The sequence below is a fragment of the Prolixibacteraceae bacterium genome (genome assembly GCA_019856515.1).
In the GTDB taxonomy this organism is placed as follows: domain Bacteria; phylum Bacteroidota; class Bacteroidia; order Bacteroidales; family Prolixibacteraceae; genus Halosquirtibacter; species Halosquirtibacter xylanolyticus.
On the sequence record CP082230.1, the window covers coordinates 238,857 to 256,669 of the forward strand.

Genomic DNA, 17,813 nt, shown 5'->3' on the forward strand with positions numbered 1-17,813 from the left:
ATTAGCACATAATTTATTGTGTGCTAGAAGTATATAAATAATAAATGTGAATTAAAGGTTGTTAATTGCACTTTATTTAGTGCAAGGTCGAAGGAAGATATCTATATATCTTCCTTTTTTAACATATATCCCCTTCATAATAAGGTCAAATATGAACTGAATGGGCGATAGAATATGGTTTATGCAGATAATATTTATTTGAAAGCATGCATTCCATTTTCTGAATATGTTATGAAACGACCTTTTCCTGTATAATCTGAGATAAAGCTTCAATCCACTCTTTGTCTTGATTAAGGCTTTCGGTCCAAGTAAACTGCTCCCCATCGAAAGAGTAGTACAACTCCCTATACTGTTCTCCAATTTCAATAGTGGTTTCAAGACAATCAGTAACAAACGATGGAGCTACCACATGAAGTTTTTTATACTGTTTCGCTAGCTGTTTGATAGTCTGGTCTGTATATGGTTCAATCCATGGTGTTTTTCCTAATCGACTTTGGAAAGCCACACTATAATCTTTCTCCGAAATGCCTAACTCTTTTGCAATAAGAGATGCCGTTTGAAAGCATGCTGAACGGTAACAATAAACTGAACATACATCACAATGTGTTGTGGATTGGATACATTTACAATGGTTTCCAAGTGATTTAAGTTGGCTTACAGGAATTCCATGAAAACTAAACAAAAGGTGATCCGGTTGATGATGATCTAAATCTCTTTTTATTTTGTTAGTCATCGCTTTAATATACAATGGATGATCATGAAAATAGGATATCACTCTCATATTTGGAATAACATTCCATCCTTTAATACAGCGAAATACCTCCTCTATAGCAGTGCCGTTAGTTGCAGATGCATATTGTGGAAATAGTGGAAGTATAATGATCTGATCTACCATCTTATCACGTAAAATATCTAGCTGTGACGCTATGCTAGGAGCACCATACCTCATGGCCAACACTACTTCGAAGTCCGTGTTCTCCTGTAATTGTCGTTCAAGGTCTTCACTGATGATACGCAGTGGCAACCCCTCAGGTAATGCAAGTTTGAGATACTCTTTTTGAACTTTAGGAGCCCTAAAAGGAGCAATGATACCATTGACAAGCAACCAGCGTTTCCATGTAGATATATCAATGACTCGTGGGTCCATTAAAAATTCTTTTAGATATTTTCTAATGTCTTTGACACTTGTTGATTCCGGTGTCCCTAGATTAATAAGCAATACACCAACACTCTTTCTACTCATGATATGCCTTCTGATTTGAAACTTATTGTAAATATAGTAGTTCTTAAATAAAGACAGAATACTCTTCTAAAAGTTTTTTGCCAAAATAAAATTGTATGCCATATTGGAATTAATGTATTGCGATGGATCTAGTAAGTAACTTGCTCTAGCCCCCACAGTTATCAGTGCGCTGTTAAAAATATTTAAGTCTAAATAAAGCTCTACCCCATAGCTTCGTTGAAAATATCTATTGCAGTTCTCAGTAAGCCCCTCCTGTACATCCTTTCCATGGTAGATGCTATTGTATATCTGCTCATCAGAAGCGCTCGGGTTTATCAACTTATAGACATCAACATACTCTTGATAATTATTTAATTGACTTGATTGGTAGTCATAAAAAAGAGTTGCTCTCAACCTTTTGAGATAAGTTATTCCTGCAATACTGAAATCAGGATAACATAGTGGAAATGCATAATTGATCCCTATCTTCTTTGTCTTATCAATAAAAGGTAACCGATTGCTATAACCTCTTGAATAATCAAATGTATCATCTAAAATATAACTTGGTGTTTCTGACTGATAACCGTAATCAATCTTTATTCCATGGTTTACTGCCAGACCAGGAATATAAGTAGCCCCTTCTAAGCTCGATACGATTTCAGGACTTGATCTAACCTTTTGATATTGTAAATGTACATATTGTCCAAATTTAGGATATATATTCTTTCTTGCTTTTTGATGCATAACACTTAGATCTCCTGATATAAGGTATGATTCAGGTTTCGACTTCTTCTTTTGTCCTGTTAAATAAACCCGATGATATGTGTAACTGCCAGATAAGTTTATCCCTATGGAAAAATTGTCGTAATACCATAGTAGCGGAAGGTTAGCCCCAAGGCTCCAACGATAATCTTCATAGCTGTTTATATCATCTCTAGGAACATGATTCTCTTTCATCACGGCTTTGATGGATAGATGGACTGGGTATCTAGCATAGATTAGTTCCCCATTAAAATGGAGGATCTCATCCATCGAATTGTATTTAAACCCAATATTGGCATATAGCTCTTTAAAAAGATCTGAAAAAAGAACCTGTCCACCAAAGTAGTTTTGATCGAAATAGATGGTCCATGCATAAGGTCGGAAATGATATAATGGCTTATGAAAACTATTCTCTTGATGTAAAGTGTCAAATTTTATCTCTTCTATGGGTTCTTCCTCATCATTTAAAACCAATTCTCCACCGACGGTATTCGCATTATATGGGATTTGAGGTACTTCTTTTACAAAGTCCCTTTTTGAAACTTTTCTTAAACGATAGCCCTTAGACGTGAAATTAGAGTAGATCAGAGTATCTAAAATTGGATCTACAGTCGGATAGTATGCACCAATCTTATCATTGGTATGTTGACGTATTCGCTTCTCTCCAGTTATAGAAACACTATAAATCTGGTCAATACCGCTAAAAGAAGCACCGAAGTAGATATATTTCTCATCTACGTCTAATCCGCTTATGGTGTGGTGACTCCATGACGTAATCATCGACGTTGGCATTTCATTATATAACGACTGTTTCATAATAGCCACTTTATCCTCTTTTTGAGCTATAAAAAGTATCTCTCCATCGTCCATACTCCACTGGGGTTGTGAGAGGAAGAAGTTGTCCTTATTGGGTAAGGTATTTATAATCTTTTCTTTTTCAATATCCCAGATTAACATCTTATATGTCAAATCATCACTCTTCTCCACCACTACCACTCTTTTACCATCGTGACTAACTTCTGGTGCATAATAGTATCCGACTTTACCCAACTGAAATTTCTTCTTTTTGCCTAGGTCATAAATCATAATTTTATTCCTAACCTTCTCTTTATAAAAAGGATTGACCACAGACTCTGTCCATGCCAAATTAAAATTATTATAAGTGATAGATCGGTCTTGAGTAATACCAATATTGGTAATGGTCTTCTCCTTACATCCCTCTCTTTCTGTGATCTGTACAATCTTTGATGTTCGATTATAACTCGATTTCACAGCATAAATCTCTTTATTCTCTGCCAACGTTGGATATTGATAGAAATAAACTCTATGAGCGGAAGTGCGAAGGGGGATCTGATAACTGCTATCTAGACTCATCTTACGCCACTCTTCTCTCCATCTGATCTCTTGGTTCTTCTGCATCCTCTGATACAACTTCTTACTGCTCATCCCTACATACTGTCTTGTGGATACAGAAAATGGATAGAATAGATTCTTTAATTTAAACTTGGTTGAGCTATTTACAACATCATTCCATACATTGGGACCTGCGATTTCTCTACCTTCTCTAACCATATTGTAGCCCAAATTATAATGGTTGGGAACAATATCTTTTAATGATCCATTCTCCATCTTTCGATACCGATACTGTATCGAATCATAAATAAGTGCCCTTTGCTCTTTAAAGAAAGCTGGCAGACGACCTCTTCCTCCTTTTGATAATGCAGTTTCTGCAACTACCGCATCTCCTTCAAAAAACCACTTTGGAAATATTAGATTCGAAATACCAGCCCATGCATAATCTCCTGTAAAGTATGATAAAAATGCGACAACATCCTTTTTCATATTGACATACTGTTGAACATGTCTATATTCGTGTATAGTCAATTGATCCATCCAATTGGTTGATCCTAGTTGATACAGGTCTTGGGGAGAGAGTGTATAAAATTCACTTTGAAAAGGAAATACCGATACATAACCATTCGATATACCATTGGTGTTATTAATTAGAATAGCTACTTTCTTCTTCTTGGTTCCGATAGATAAATTCTTTTCATAAGAAATATAGGTAACCATATTTATGACCCTTTCAGCTGTCTGTTTTAACCCTTTGGGATAGACAATTCTGGCAATATCAGTTTCGATATACTTCCAGTCTTGATGTAGTGGGTACCCACCATAACTTCCAGTACCCTGTCCAAATAGGCGAGATAATGAAAGAATAATAATCACAAGTGGTAGAACTACATTTTTCATGGGTATAACTATAAGACAATTTCTATAAAGTAAACAAGTTACACATTAATGTTGTTGTTAAGAGATAGAAAAAAATATTTTTTAATATATAACGAATAAATCGTGTGGTTTATTCAATCTATTTCTTATTTTTAGGAGAAACAATTGTCATAATTAATACCTAATTCATTATTAAATAAACAAATGGACGACGATTATTTTGATTACGAATCTACAATTGACTTAAATAGAAAAGTAGCATTAATAACAGGTGCCAACTCCGGACTGGGACTTGAAACGAGCAAAGTGCTTGCCCAAAAGGGGGCTACTGTAATTATGGCTTGTCGTAATCTTAAAAAAGCAGCCAAAGCAAAGAATGAGATCATTGAAGATTTACCTGACGCAAAGATCGAAATTATGCCTCTTGATCTCTCTTCTCGAAGATCAATAGAAGAGTTTGTGCCGAAAGTTGAGAAAAAATATGATACGATTGATTTTCTTGTAAACAATGCTGGGATCATGATGCCTCCACTAGACCTTCAATATGAGGATGTCGAGTCTCAATTGGCCGTAAACTATCTTTCACACTTTCTACTTACCTCCCTACTATTCCCGATGATCGAAAATGCCCCTGAAGGAAGAATTATTCAGTTAAGTAGCATTGCACACCGCTGGGGGGATACAAGATGGAATTATTACAACTCAAAGTCTACATATGATAAGAAGAAGGCTTATGGGCAAAGTAAATTAGCTTGTCTAATGTTTGCTTACGAACTTCAACGTAGACTCTCTAGGAGTCGTAGCCATGTGAAGTCATATGCTGCACATCCAGGGGCTTCCTCAACCAACCTCTTTCAGTATGTTTCTCCAATACAAAGACCATTCATAAGGCTTTTAGAGCGATTCTTGTTTCAAGATGCGGAAGATGGCTCGATGCCTACGTTAAGAGCTCTACTTGATCCATATCTAAACCCTGGGAGCTTTGTTGGACCTGACGGTTTTAAGGAGTTAAAAGGGGAGCCTACTGTAGTTGATTCTTCACGTATCTCAAAAGATCCCGTAGCTGCTCTAAAACTATGGGAATGGACTGAAAAGAAGTTAAATACAACTTTTGATCTTGAAGAGTGGAACGAATAGCTTCTCCTATTAAAGAAGTCGTGAAAAGAACATTAAGAAAGCATATCTCTCTTTTGGGTATATGCTTTTTTTGTGTTGATAATCAGTTGAATGATATCCATAGACTAAATTAGATAAAGGGAATTTATGTTACATCTGACCTTCAAAAGATGATCGAACCATGTTACTTGTAATTCACTATTGGGACGTCCTAATTTGAGGTGTATTACCCAATGTAATAATCGTGTTATCCCTTTGGATCTCTTTATAATATATTTGCCTTGAATGATTATTTAGTCAGTTCATATTGACTGTTGTTGCTGTTTTGTGGACGTAAATAATTATTTCCAATAAACTATAAAAAGAAGACTATGAACTTAACGAAGAAAAGCATTATTGCTACGTTCTTAATGGCAACTGGGGCATATCAATCTTTTGCAAAAGAGAAAGAGGAGAGACCCAATATCATTTTCCTTTTAACAGATGACCAAAGTTATCAAGCAGTAGGGTGTTTAGGTAATAATGAAATACAGACACCTAACATTGATAAAATTGGACAGAAAGGAATCATCTTCACCCAATACTATAATACGACGGCAATATGTATGGCTTCACGAGCGACAATTATGACTGGGATGTACGAAAACAAAACTGGTTGCAACTTCTCTCATGGGGCCATGACACCTGATAAATTTGAAAAGTCTTATCCAATGCTACTAAAGAGAGCGGGGTATAAGGTCGGCTTTGCTGGGAAGTTTGGTTATGCTATTAAAGGAGGAAAAAATTCTAAGTTCTGTGGATACCACGAGTATAAAGACTTACCTGTCGATAAATTCGATTGGTGGAGAGGGTGGCCTGGACAAGGAGACTATAAAACCGAAAAGAATAAGTATATGATCCCTTATGCTAAAAAGTACCCACATGTATCAGGGGCTTTGGGAGCTGCTGCGATTGAATTTCTAGAAGACTATGGAAATAAAAAAGAACCTTTTTGTTTATCCGTAAGTTTTAAAGCGCCACATGGTCCGATGAGTCCTGATAAGAAATATAACCATGTTTATGCCAATAAAACCTTTACCAAAAAGGAAAACTATTGGAAAGAAAATGGCGAGCACCTTGCAAAACAATCTAAACAGGGCCGTCAATATAAACGAATTAACGACACATGGTCTCCTGCTCAATATGATAAGAAGCTCGCAAAATATTACCAACAGATATATGGTGTCGATAAAGCTGTAGGGATGATTCTTGACCAACTAAAAAGCCAAGGTCTGGATAAGAATACGATAATCATATTTACCTCTGATAATGGCTACCACTGTGGTGCACATGGTTTTGGAGGTAAAGTGCTAACTTACGAAGAAGGTTCAAGAGCACCACTCTTAGCCTACGTTCCGGGAGCAAAAGGGAATGGAAAGCATTGTGGAGCATTGGTTTCCAATGTCGATATCGCACCAACAATATTGAATGCCGCAGGAGTTAAAATCCCTTCTAATATGGATGGAGTGAGTCTCTCTCCTCTTTTTTCAAATCCAACGAGAGAAGTGAAAGATCATGAAATCTTAATACAAGTATGGGGCGAAAATCCAACACACTGTCTTAGTCTAGTTGCAGATGGTTATAAATACTTTTATTGGTTTTATGGTGAGGGAATGGAGCCAACAGAGGAGTTGTTCAATTTGAATGATGATCCTTATGAGATGCACAATATAGTTAATGAGACTTCTGCGAAGAGACAACTAATTAAAATGAGAAAGTTGTATGATAATGAGGTTAGTGTATGGTCAAGAAACTCGGTAAAAGGACATAACTATGAAATCTACTCTACTCTTTTTGATCGACATATTTCTTGGTCAGAAAAGAGTGGAATCATGAAAAAACCAAATTATAATTACGGCCCCAAAAAGAAGCATTAAGCATTGAATGGATTAGTATAGAAGTACTGATTTTCTACTTCTATACTAATCTATCGTAATTTCTCTTCTACAAAATTTCCTACTATATGCTCTCTGTAATCTGTTGAGGAGAACCACTCCAGTTCTCAATATTGATATTAGCATAGAGCAGATTCATAGTACTTTTTTTGTCCCTTTATTGTGTCACAATTCCGTCTCGTTACCATGTCAAAAGTAAACAAAGTGATATTTCTATTGTTCGTATGATGAGAAGTGATAATACCAGCTGAATTTCGAAATGAGCAATCCTAGCTTGTAAATTTATTTTGTTAAGACAAAGCCACAAAAATGGTAGCATAGCTTTCCCTTCAGTGTTATCTTTTTATGAAGTATGAACAGTGTAGAATCAAGGTTTATAGCTCATTTCATAATTTATTTGGCAAAATTAATGTTGTATAAATAAAACTGCGTTATGGATAAAGAAATTGAAACAATAAAGATGGGTCGTGTTCAATCCTCTGAACTACATGAGAATATACAAAAAGGAGAATTGGTAATGTCTCCGGAACTTATGAAACAATACGGAGATATTGATTCTGGTTTTCCTGAGAGGATAATGTCTATGACTGAGAAAGAACGATTACATAAACAACAACTAGAATCTGAACAACTTGAGATAAAGAAGTTGAATGCAGAGTCTCTTGTAAATGCTAGAAAAAGTGCCTCTATTTTTACTATTATTGTATGCTTAACATTAGTTGGGGCATCAATTTCATTTATCATTATTGGAAGGGTATCTGCAGGAATCCTATTTGCAGTGCTCGGCGCAATTGGACCTATTGTAAATACGTATTATAGTTACTATTCGGTGAAAAAAGTTAAGGATTGATTGTAAAGAGTAGTTCACAACTCGAAAAGAGATACTATTGGTGTTTCCATAAATAAACAAGGTGTTGTTTTAACTTAAATAAACATTACCTTGTGTTCGTTTTATATAATAGTCTCTATTTTACAGATATCAAGTCATTCGGATTGCGTGTAATTGGAGACTTTAATATAACCATTTCAACGTACTTACTCTCTATGGAACAATATAGAAAAATCAATTCTTATGAAGCAACAGAACTTTTCATTATCAAAGAGGCTAGAAAGTTTTAAGTACGCATTCAATGGGTTGCGGGTATTAATCAAAGAAGAGCATAATGCACGCATTCATTTATTCGCAACCATACTTGTTGTAGCTGCCGGTTTCTATTACCACATATCCATAGGAGAGTGGATAGCTATTCTTTTATGCATAGGTTTGGTTATAAGTCTTGAGATTATTAATTCTGCCATAGAAAATATTGCAGATTATGTGTCCCCGAATAAACATGAGATGATAAAAAAGATAAAAGATCTATCCGCAGCAAGTGTCCTTGTTACTGCATTTATCTCATTAATTATAGGAATACTGATTTTTATAGACAAAATATTTTAATACAAAGTTTAATGGATACGACGATCTTTATGGAAGAGTTCTACTTAGTCCGCTTACCCTTTCATCTATCAGACAATATCGTAATACCAACTTAGTTTTGAAACAATCAATTGTGTAGAGCTTATTTATTAACTAACCAATACGAATAATATGAAGAGATGTGTGTTTGCTTTTATTATTTTGATATCTAGTCTGATATCAAAAGCTCAAGATGAGATTACACTATTTAATGAGGATGGGGAGTGTATTGCCTATATTGACACCGAAGATGATGACCTTCCAATATTTCTATGGGATGGTACCCCTGTGGCTTTCATCGAAAGAGAAGATGGCGTGATGAATGTGTTTGGTTTTAATGGTGTCCATCTTGGTTGGATTGATAAGAGTATCTTTTATAATCATGACGGAGAGATTGTGGCCAAGACAAAAGAAGCAATGGGGACTGTAAGTAGTATTGAGCCATACAAGTCGATGAAACAAATAACTCCAATTACACCGATAACCTCTTTTGCACCTCATACGCCTAACTTCAGTAGCTTTTGGGCTGATGAATCTTTTAAACTCTTTCTTCTAAAAGGACTCGATGATTGAAAATTTGCCATTGATTTACTGTATTTTAGTGTGTAAGTTTTAATTGTATTTGTTAAACATTGTTATTGATTAATGAGTCAAAAATAAATTATATCATATGAAAAGAAGTGCAATAATTATAGGTGTGGGGTCGATGTTTATCCTGACTTTTACAATCCTACGACTACATTACGGTGTTGATAAGGAACCTCAATTTGTCTCTTGGTTGGGATGGATAGGGAATATCATAACAATTGGCGGATTAGCTACAGTGATTCATACAATGAGATCACAAAAGAAGAGATAGTCTATCCCCATCGAATTATTAATGGGCATAACTCCTCGGTGCGTCACAATATAACCTAAAGCCAAGAATTCTCTTATCATCAAAGGATGCGTTTCACTCACATACGCTCTACCTTATCGACCTGATGAATATGATCTATATCGTGAAATGCCTCTTTTGTACTTGCTCGTTTTTTGTTATGTGGTTGATATTTATTAACTTATACGGTGTTATCTCATATGGAGGTATTTTATCTAACCATTAATACTTAATCTATGGTCGCTGAAAGTCAATATTTGCAAGTACAGTTTATAGGACATGCACTTTCCACAACACCAGAACTGAAAGTTTCTGTGGAAGGAATGAGTGATTGGGGGAAATATCTAGGAGACAAGGAGGATGCCAACGACATCCAAACTCGTTTGGATGTCGTTCGTTCTGTATTATTACAATTGCTAGAGGCAAAAGAGATTGATCACACCAATACTACGTTAAAAATCTTTGCCTTACCTGAATTCTTTTGGAGAGGAATCAAGGGAGCATATCACTACGATGTAAAGAAAGAGGATCGTATCTACCAAAAGATTACATCAGAGCTTATTAATATGGTGGATCAACTCAAGCAAAAGTATAATCTAGATGACTGGCTCTTCCTTTTTGGTTCTATTCTTACGACCCATGATATCACCGATAGTGTCACAAAAGAGGATAAAACGCTCGCGAAATTAGGGAACGATTACTTGGGGGTATATAATATTCTTGATCCAGTATCAAACAGCCATATACGTGAACTTTTTGCCAATGTGGTAAAGATTGCGGATAAAAAGAAGAGATCAAATAGTGACAAAGAAAAATACCTTTCCGCATTACTAACAGATCTATTAGACCTCAGTGACGCGTTGGCAAAGAAGATGGTATATAACCGCTGTTTTGTATATTATGCTGGAAACAGTTATGCTATTCAAAAGGAACATAAGTCCAAAGAGGATTTTATCCTGAACAACCCTTCTGCCACAGAGGATCATGTCGACTATTATCTTCAAACAATGGTTAACTACCCCTCAATAGATGCCAAAATAAACCCTGTGGATACCCTTCCACTATCCAATATCAAGTGTAAAAACCTTAAGGTAGGAGTGGAGATATGTCTTGATCATCGTCGCAAGAGATTGGCTGATTACTTAAAAGAGGGTAAAATAGAAGCTGTAGATATTCAGATTGTGATCTCTTGTGGAATGCAACTTCATGACGATGCAGTGGCGACAAAAGATCGAGGTGTACTTTTTAACTGTGATGGTGAATATGAACTAAAGGGAGAAGCGGTCAATGGCGATCATTGTCATACCCAATTGAAAACATATCATGCAAGCAAGAAACCTTCTCTTTCTGATTATATGTCGGTGAAGAAGATCATTCCTGTAGATATGAAAACGAAAAGCAAATACTTTCCTCATGGTCTAGGGAGCATCCATGTCTATCTTCCAATCGGTACCCCTTCATAGATTTGAGGTCACTAATATTTAGAAATTAACTAATTACATCTTGCAATGAGCTATTCTTATCTTTAGACATAAGAGTAGCTCATAATTTTTGTAATAATGTTTTTAAATAAAACAGAATTTATGTACTATGCAAAGAGCATCTTCGAAAGAGAAGAATGCCCCCAATATCATGATACAAATTATATAACATATGAAGTTTATTCTAGCACTATTGTTCTCCATATTTTTATTTAGCTGTTCCAGTAAGAAGCACTATAACGATTGGACTAAGGATCGTCTACAAGGGGAGGTGAGATCGTTTACCGAATGGTCATATCGCGCAAAGGATAGTGCTGATGTTGTGGTTAAAGGCATACGTGCTAGGCCATATGGTTATGATCAACAACTTGTTTATGATAATAATGGTAGATGTATAGAACAAAACAGTTATAATTCAGACGATCTTTTAGTGAATAGGTCTATCATGGTATATGATAACAACGGGCTTTGCGTGGAAAAACAAAATTACTCTTTACAGGAGGGATTGATGAATAAATCTATCTTTACATATGATACTCGGGATAATTGTATTGCACAAGAAGATTATGATGCAGAGGCAAACTTAGAGTATCGCTACACCTATCGTTTTGATCATGACAACCGATGTGTTGAGGAAAAGAGATATACTTCAGAGTCTCATTTGATCAGTAAACTCTTAATGAGGTATGATAATCATGGGCAATGTGTTGAGAGAAGTTATTTTAATGCAGACAACCAATTGGACTATAAATTGTCGTTTGACTTCAATCAAAATGGATATCGTAGCCAGAGAATTTCATACGACTTAAAAGGAGACCCTGACAGTAAAACTGTGTCCCATTATGAGTATGACAAGCATGGTAATTGGACAAAGCGTATCGACCACATGAATGGTAGACCTGAGTACATTCTTGAAAGAACCTACGACTATTTTTAGACGCGACCATCGCTTCTCTACGTAGGGCTGTCCCTGTCGGATGAGGAGCGTGAATAAAAATCAGTTTATCCCTATCATCCGTATTCCGTCCTTTCGAATCAACCTTCGCGTCTTTGCGGTACATTCCCTTCCGCATCAACTCTTCGTGCCTTTGCATTTTTGTGATTCTTTTAATAATCCTTGCGTATCAACCTTCGTGCCTTAGCGTCTTTGGGCTTCTTTTAATAATCCATGCGTATCAACCTTCGTGCCTTAGCGTCTTTGTGGTTCTTTTAATAATCCTACCACATCAACTCTTCGTGCCTTTGCGTCTTTGGGCTTCTTTTTAATAAACCTTACGCATTAACCTTTAATCCGTGATCATATTTTTCTATATTTACAATGGACGTGACAACACATACGTCTACAAATAGTCATTCCTAAATTTATGATGATTGGACAATAGCTTTATTTTTAATATTACAGAGATTCCTAGTAATAATGGACAGGCCTTAACGCTAGAGTTTTATGGTGGAGATATTACATCTCGTTATTCTGATATATTGTTGGTCTCTGCATTTCAAGGAGATTTTAATCCAACCAAAAGAACCGTATTAGGACGTATTCATGAACGCTTTGATATATCGTTTCAGAATGGTCTACCCGACAATGCCATCAAATTACGACAAGGTATCTATGATTTAAGCAGTCCTAAAACAGAAGCATATAAATGTTTATGGGTATTAGAGATGACCAATCGTAAAGAGGCAGGAGAGGAGCAGAACTCCAATTTCTATGCATCGATGAAGCGACTTGAAAAGCTTATTGACGTGATCGAGTACCTTGAGTTAGAGTCCATCTCGATCCCCCTATTAGGATCGGGAGCCCAGAATCTATCTCTAGATGAAACCGCAACAGGAATTATGAGTGTCGTACGAAAATGGGCTATGCGTTGTGATTCCTTGAAGACCGTAAGAGTTTTTGCATATGACCTGAAAGCAGCATCAAAATTAAACCATACTATCGATGCATTCTTTGGACAAGACACCGCACCTTCCAGTACAACTTCCCTAGAGCTACTTCGCACATGTCAACAAGAGCTGGAGGGGAAAATCGGTGGATTCAGTGAAACACTATTACCTCATATTGAAGAGATCAATAACCTCCTTAATACCCCCACTCCTTCGGTCAAAAGTATTGCGGTTGCAGGACGAGTATTAGCAGAGATTTGTAGTGAGTGTCTAATTAACATCTGGTCTCCAGATATAGATACGACTACACTCTCTTTAAATGAGATGCTCTCCATGCTTCATACAAAGATTCTTGAAGATGCTGGTTGGATGTTATCTTATTTCCGACTTCTACAATCTAGTGGAAACACAGGAGCACATCACTCTAGACATACCCTTACCGTCATTGATGCCGTCGCTATTGTTCTTGCAACCCTAAGAGTCGCAGAATACACCACCATGCAAATTAACCGGTATCTTATTCGTAGAAATTAGATTGATTGTTTCTAATCCACGTTATTGCAACATACACTGAAAGGGCTACACTTTCTAATCCAGTGCGAAGCGCTGGATATTAGTGAAAAAATTACAGAAGGGCTGTAAGTCCGATGATAATAGATTTTAGTTCCATAATCTGCAATTAATCATCTAGTTGTGTCAATGTAAAATCGGAAAAATAAAAGAAGATCTCTAAAATATGAGGAGTGTGTGATAGTGTAAGGTAGTGTAAAATTCACACTCCCGGGTTTCATTTTCAAACAGGTAGGAGAACTTCCAGTGGATCAATATAGATGCTTTGAAATATAGACGTTTGCATGTTATCTCAGCCTCAGTTCATATCACATAAAACGATCATCCCAAAAATCCACTTGACAATTCCAATCTAATACAAGATCTATGGTCAAAATTTTGTTCCCCATAAAAAATAAGGCTCTTTTCGAAACTTGGAGGGTGACCATATTAAATAGAACAATACTTAAATACCATTATTACATCCGACCACATCAATATCACCTTACTCTGACCAACAAGCTACTTGCTCCTGCTTTTCCCCTGAGATGGCTCGAAGTTCCTTCCAAGTTCACTCGAAGTTCATTCATCGATTTCCCATTTTGGGTGAGGGAATTTCGAATATACTTGGATTGATACCCAAGAAAAAGCAGGGGATAGTAGCATGTTAGTCAGGTGATGGGGGCTTTAAGAGTTCTTTATGAATCACTATTTATCTAAAACGTCTTAATCTCGCAGGTTGTGTCCTTTAGGCTACTATTTCAATGATTCGTCATCTTCTTCAACCTTGAATGTGTTGTTCAATAATTGCACTGCTTTAATAGGCATCTAAACTCTTCTATGTTACTAGTTTTGGTGAAGGCGATATGTGGCATGGAGAATACAGGAGTGTAATTGCAATCGATTCTGTTTCCGAACTGTAGCTGCGTGTTTCTAAGAGGTGCATAAAGACCATGAATTGCCCCTTTAAGGTGGTTCATGGTTCTTATGATAACTTGGATCGGAAAAGTGCTTCTACTTTAGGAAATAACCGACATTTTAGATAGGGTTTCCTTCGTAGTTTATTGATACTTCAAGGATACTTCATTGATACTTCATTCATCAAAAATGTTTAATAGATCAATATTCTATTGTCATGCTATAGGTTTAGTGATGCAAAAGAGTTAACAAACCATAACGATATGGGTTCAAAAAGCATAAACTTACAATAAACGATGGTCTGTTTATCGTAATTTGATTGGAGAATATAGCGTTGCATTGATGATTTGGTTGCAACGCCATATGGTTACCTACCAAGTTTCGGAAAGAGCCATAGATTTTTTTTAATGATGGCTAACGGCCACTTTATGAGTGTAGTGCGGGTTTTAACGCACTACACTTTCAAGTTGCCGCTATCGTTGTATATTTCACCCTCTATCATTTTACTCACTTCGCTCGCTTTACGTTTATAATTTGTTAGCAATAGTTTTTTCTTGTTTTCCCCATATTACAATTATAACAATCCATAAAGCAACAGAAATTCCAAGAATGTAATGTTTTGATGTATTTTCAATCCCTTTTGTCATTTGCCCATTAAACATCATAATATTAATAACTGATGTTTCCCATGTAGGCTAACATCTTGATTTACAGCATAAAAAGAAGCATGTTTATTTTGATAATTCATTAATTATCAGTAAATTAATGTTGTTCCAATAACCAAATAAATCATGCTTCAGAATAAAAGTACAAAAGTTTTTTCAGAGACACAGAGTTTTTTCAGTTCAAGTGAAAAAGGAATTAATCGAATTATTAGCCTTTACAAGTTACTCAACTTAAGACAACTGAAATTAGGAAATAAAGAGTTGCCTCAGTCTACTTACTTCAAAGGTGACATACTATTAGGCTTACTACTTTTCCCAATTTTCTCTATCCCTAATATTTATAGCTACAGTAAGCATTATCTATCAGAGATGTTAGAAGCACAAAAGAATACATTCTATCGATTTAAAAATAACAGCCAGATAGATTGGCGTACTATAGTTTCATCATGTAATAATAAACTCTTTGGTCAAATAGCCAAAAACTCTCACTCTGATGACTGTAATCAAGCAGAAAGATGCTTAATTATTGACGATACTGATTTTGAGAAGTCTACCTACAAAACTGAACATGTTAGTAAAATATGGTCGCATGTAACCCATCGTTATATATTTGGTTTTAAAGGATTATTTCTAGGTTTATGGGATGGCAAAAGCTATTTTACATTGGACTTCTCTCTACATAAAGAAAGAGGGAAGAATAAAAAGACTCCATTTGGACTCACTGCCAAACAACGTAAAAAACAGTTCTCAAAGAAACGATCAACAAAGAGTAATGGGTTTAACCGAGAGAAAGAACTCGTTATTGATAAAATAACGATGGCAAAAGAGATGATGGTAAATGCTATTAAACAAGGAATTACAGTAGACTACATACTTATGGACAGTTGGTTCTTCTGTGATTCAATATTAAAAACTGTGATCTCTAATGGTATGCATCTTGTTGCAATGGCTAAGATGTCTAGTGCTAAATATTCTTTCAAAGACAAAGAATATAGCACCAAAGAACTTGCTCTCTTACTTAAACAGCGAAAGAGAGTAAAATGGGTAAAGTCACTTAGTCTATATTGTGCAGAAGTCACAGTGAAATATAAAGGTACAGATGTAAAACTATTCTTTTGCAAGAACAGTAAGCGAGGGAAATGGCATTTATTGGTATCTTCAAATACAAAGCTGAGCATAGAGAAAGCTTATCAGATATATAGTATTAGATGGAGTATTGAGGTCTTTTTTAAGGAATCAAAGAACTATTTTGGTTTAGGAAAATCTCAATCGAGTGATTTTGATGCTCAAATAGCAGATCTATCTGTAGCTATTATTGAGTTTAACGTTTTTAGTTTAGCAAAAAGGTTCGAGGCATATGAGACGCTAGGTGGAATCTTTGCTCATGTAAAAGATCAAGGAATGGAACTTGTAATAGTACAACGAATTTGGGGTTTTATCCTCGAATTGATGAGAACTCTCGCAGAAATCATCGATAGTGATTTTAATGAATTGATAATCAGTGTACTTAAAAATAAACCCGAAAATAATAAATTCTTTAGGCTCATTGAATCAATGGTTTATGAACCTGAATAAAGACATGGGAAACATCAGTTAATAATCATATGAAAACAGGTAGATGCGATTATTGATTTTGTTGAATCTATAACTTTTCCAAGACCCCAACTACCAAAAATGATCCATCCCAGAAACTGAATATTATCAATGAAATTTTGATTTGAAATAAATGATAGATACCATAAATACCATAAGAATCCAATTAATATTACTCTTTTCCATTCTTTTACAGACTGCAATTCATCCTGCAAATATCCTCGCCAACCTATTTCTTCACAAAAGCAATAAAACAGAGTTCCAATCCCTCCGATCAAACCGTAATAATGTACATTTATCTCATTCTCGTTTTGCACTCCAAATATGACAAGAAGGATGATAGGAATAACTAGCATTATTAAACTCCATTTCCAAGATGTCCCAAATAGACTATACTGTAATTTTATCTCTTTACTCAATAAATGTCTCGAAATTAAGGATCCAATTAGCAATCCAATTGCTCCTAAAGAAGATGTTAATAATAATTCAATTACAGATAGTTTTTCTCCTGATTCATATATGTTAAATAAATCAAATCTGAATACATTTGAAAGTGTTATCCCTATCAAATAGAATATTGAGATTCTTAAAAAGCCTTTTCTAGTCATAAAGTTATACCTTTTCGATTTTTGGTTATTACTATATTATGCTATTCAAATCTGTTATTTCGAATCATGTCATTCACAAATTATTGCTAATATACTGATATACGCATGTAATCTCGTAGAATCATTTTATGCGCGATTTCTTATATCTAAAAGTAACATAGTTTTTTCGTGGATTCAAGCGACAAATACAACTATTCTATCCAAAAGTTCCATCTCTTTGTCCTCGATTCTATTCCTCAAAGAACGGATTTGGTGATTCAATTTTATAGCATTGGGATTTTTGCAAATACATTTATCTTTGTCGCTCCACTCTTCTGGACGAATGTATATTCCAGTGGAAATATAAACTCTTTGCCGACTCTTAAAATAGACACAAATTTGAACAAGAGCAGTCCCTTGTTTATTTAATTTGTTCCTTCTATTATAAACATAACTGTATTTTGCTTTCATTCGTTTCTATAATTTAAGTGTAACAAACGGGTATCACAAACATCCGATTTTTGCTCTATT

Annotated in this window: 14 protein-coding genes; 10 read left to right on the forward strand and 4 right to left on the reverse strand. The window is 35.4% G+C overall.

From position 1 onward, the window contains the following. Window positions 1-229 precede the first annotated feature (229 nt). Together hemH and K5X82_00775 are read right to left on the reverse strand one after the other, a co-directional pair. Entirely contained in the window at window positions 230-1,243 is a 1,014-nt protein-coding gene (gene hemH / locus K5X82_00770; GenBank protein ID QZT37441.1) for a ferrochelatase, read from the reverse strand. Between the two features lie 66 nt (window positions 1,244-1,309). Next, window positions 1,310-4,237, reverse strand: a complete 2,928-nt coding sequence (locus K5X82_00775) for a hypothetical protein (protein QZT37442.1) — start codon at window positions 4,235-4,237, stop codon at window positions 1,310-1,312. Between the two features lie 183 nt (window positions 4,238-4,420). Here K5X82_00775 and K5X82_00780 point away from each other — a divergent pair, with 183 nt between their 5' ends. From K5X82_00780 to K5X82_00825, 10 genes are all read left to right on the forward strand, one after another. Beyond that, window positions 4,421-5,353, forward strand: a complete 933-nt coding sequence (locus K5X82_00780; GenBank protein ID QZT37443.1) for an SDR family NAD(P)-dependent oxidoreductase — start codon at window positions 4,421-4,423, stop codon at window positions 5,351-5,353. Window positions 5,354-5,703: 350 nt separating this feature from the next. Then, a complete protein-coding gene (locus tag K5X82_00785; protein QZT37444.1) occupies window positions 5,704-7,248 on the forward strand; it encodes a sulfatase in 1,545 nt (514 codons plus the stop codon). A gap of 451 nt (window positions 7,249-7,699) precedes the next feature. Beyond that, window positions 7,700-8,116: a DUF2335 domain-containing protein gene (locus tag K5X82_00790; GenBank protein ID QZT37445.1), complete on the forward strand. Its 417-nt coding sequence runs from the start codon at window positions 7,700-7,702 to the stop codon at window positions 8,114-8,116. A 222-nt stretch (window positions 8,117-8,338) separates the two neighbouring features. After that, window positions 8,339-8,707 (forward strand): diacylglycerol kinase family protein, encoded by a 369-nt coding sequence (locus K5X82_00795; protein ID QZT37446.1) that lies wholly within the window; start codon window positions 8,339-8,341, stop codon window positions 8,705-8,707. Between the two features lie 150 nt (window positions 8,708-8,857). Beyond that, complete coding sequence (locus K5X82_00800; protein ID QZT37447.1) at window positions 8,858-9,298, forward strand: hypothetical protein; 441 nt, start codon at window positions 8,858-8,860, stop codon at window positions 9,296-9,298. 97 nt (window positions 9,299-9,395) lie between these two features. Then, complete coding sequence (locus K5X82_00805) at window positions 9,396-9,584, forward strand: hypothetical protein (protein QZT37448.1); 189 nt, start codon at window positions 9,396-9,398, stop codon at window positions 9,582-9,584. Between the two features lie 254 nt (window positions 9,585-9,838). Further along, the gene (locus K5X82_00810; protein ID QZT37449.1) at window positions 9,839-11,065 is read left to right on the forward strand and encodes a hypothetical protein; all 1,227 of its coding nucleotides are present in this window, start codon (window positions 9,839-9,841) and stop codon (window positions 11,063-11,065) included. A gap of 190 nt (window positions 11,066-11,255) precedes the next feature. Then, the gene (locus K5X82_00815) at window positions 11,256-12,020 is read left to right on the forward strand and encodes a hypothetical protein (protein ID QZT37450.1); all 765 of its coding nucleotides are present in this window, start codon (window positions 11,256-11,258) and stop codon (window positions 12,018-12,020) included. Between the two features lie 434 nt (window positions 12,021-12,454). Continuing rightward, a complete protein-coding gene (locus K5X82_00820) occupies window positions 12,455-13,504 on the forward strand; it encodes a hypothetical protein (protein ID QZT37451.1) in 1,050 nt (349 codons plus the stop codon). Between the two features lie 1,724 nt (window positions 13,505-15,228). After that, window positions 15,229-16,677: a transposase gene (locus K5X82_00825; protein QZT37452.1), complete on the forward strand. Its 1,449-nt coding sequence runs from the start codon at window positions 15,229-15,231 to the stop codon at window positions 16,675-16,677. Between the two features lie 14 nt (window positions 16,678-16,691). On the opposite strand, the gene K5X82_00830 is transcribed toward K5X82_00825, so the two are convergent. Together K5X82_00830 and K5X82_00835 are read right to left on the reverse strand one after the other, a co-directional pair. Further along, window positions 16,692-17,303: a CPBP family intramembrane metalloprotease gene (locus K5X82_00830; protein ID QZT37453.1), complete on the reverse strand. Its 612-nt coding sequence runs from the start codon at window positions 17,301-17,303 to the stop codon at window positions 16,692-16,694. Window positions 17,304-17,477: 174 nt separating this feature from the next. Further along, window positions 17,478-17,753, reverse strand: a complete 276-nt coding sequence (locus K5X82_00835; GenBank protein QZT37454.1) for a hypothetical protein — start codon at window positions 17,751-17,753, stop codon at window positions 17,478-17,480. Window positions 17,754-17,813: the final 60 nt, after the last annotated feature.

Excerpts from the sequence above, each read along its gene's own strand:
- K5X82_00810 (QZT37449.1), top strand. The coding sequence starts at position 9,839 with ATGGTCGCTGAAAGTCAATATTTGCAAGTACAGTTTATAGGACATGCA.
- K5X82_00805 (QZT37448.1), top strand. The coding sequence starts at position 9,396 with ATGAAAAGAAGTGCAATAATTATAGGTGTGGGGTCGATGTTTATCCTG.
- K5X82_00780 (QZT37443.1), top strand. The coding sequence starts at position 4,421 with ATGGACGACGATTATTTTGATTACGAATCTACAATTGACTTAAATAGA.
- K5X82_00825 (QZT37452.1), top strand. The coding sequence starts at position 15,229 with ATGCTTCAGAATAAAAGTACAAAAGTTTTTTCAGAGACACAGAGTTTT.
- K5X82_00830 (QZT37453.1), bottom strand. The coding sequence starts at position 17,303 with ATGACTAGAAAAGGCTTTTTAAGAATCTCAATATTCTATTTGATAGGG.
- K5X82_00785 (QZT37444.1), top strand. The coding sequence starts at position 5,704 with ATGAACTTAACGAAGAAAAGCATTATTGCTACGTTCTTAATGGCAACT.
- K5X82_00795 (QZT37446.1), top strand. The coding sequence starts at position 8,339 with ATGAAGCAACAGAACTTTTCATTATCAAAGAGGCTAGAAAGTTTTAAG.
- K5X82_00775 (QZT37442.1), bottom strand. The coding sequence starts at position 4,237 with ATGAAAAATGTAGTTCTACCACTTGTGATTATTATTCTTTCATTATCT.
- hemH (QZT37441.1), bottom strand. The coding sequence starts at position 1,243 with ATGAGTAGAAAGAGTGTTGGTGTATTGCTTATTAATCTAGGGACACCG.
- K5X82_00790 (QZT37445.1), top strand. The coding sequence starts at position 7,700 with ATGGATAAAGAAATTGAAACAATAAAGATGGGTCGTGTTCAATCCTCT.
- K5X82_00835 (QZT37454.1), bottom strand. The coding sequence starts at position 17,753 with ATGAAAGCAAAATACAGTTATGTTTATAATAGAAGGAACAAATTAAAT.
- K5X82_00800 (QZT37447.1), top strand. The coding sequence starts at position 8,858 with ATGAAGAGATGTGTGTTTGCTTTTATTATTTTGATATCTAGTCTGATA.
- K5X82_00815 (QZT37450.1), top strand. The coding sequence starts at position 11,256 with ATGAAGTTTATTCTAGCACTATTGTTCTCCATATTTTTATTTAGCTGT.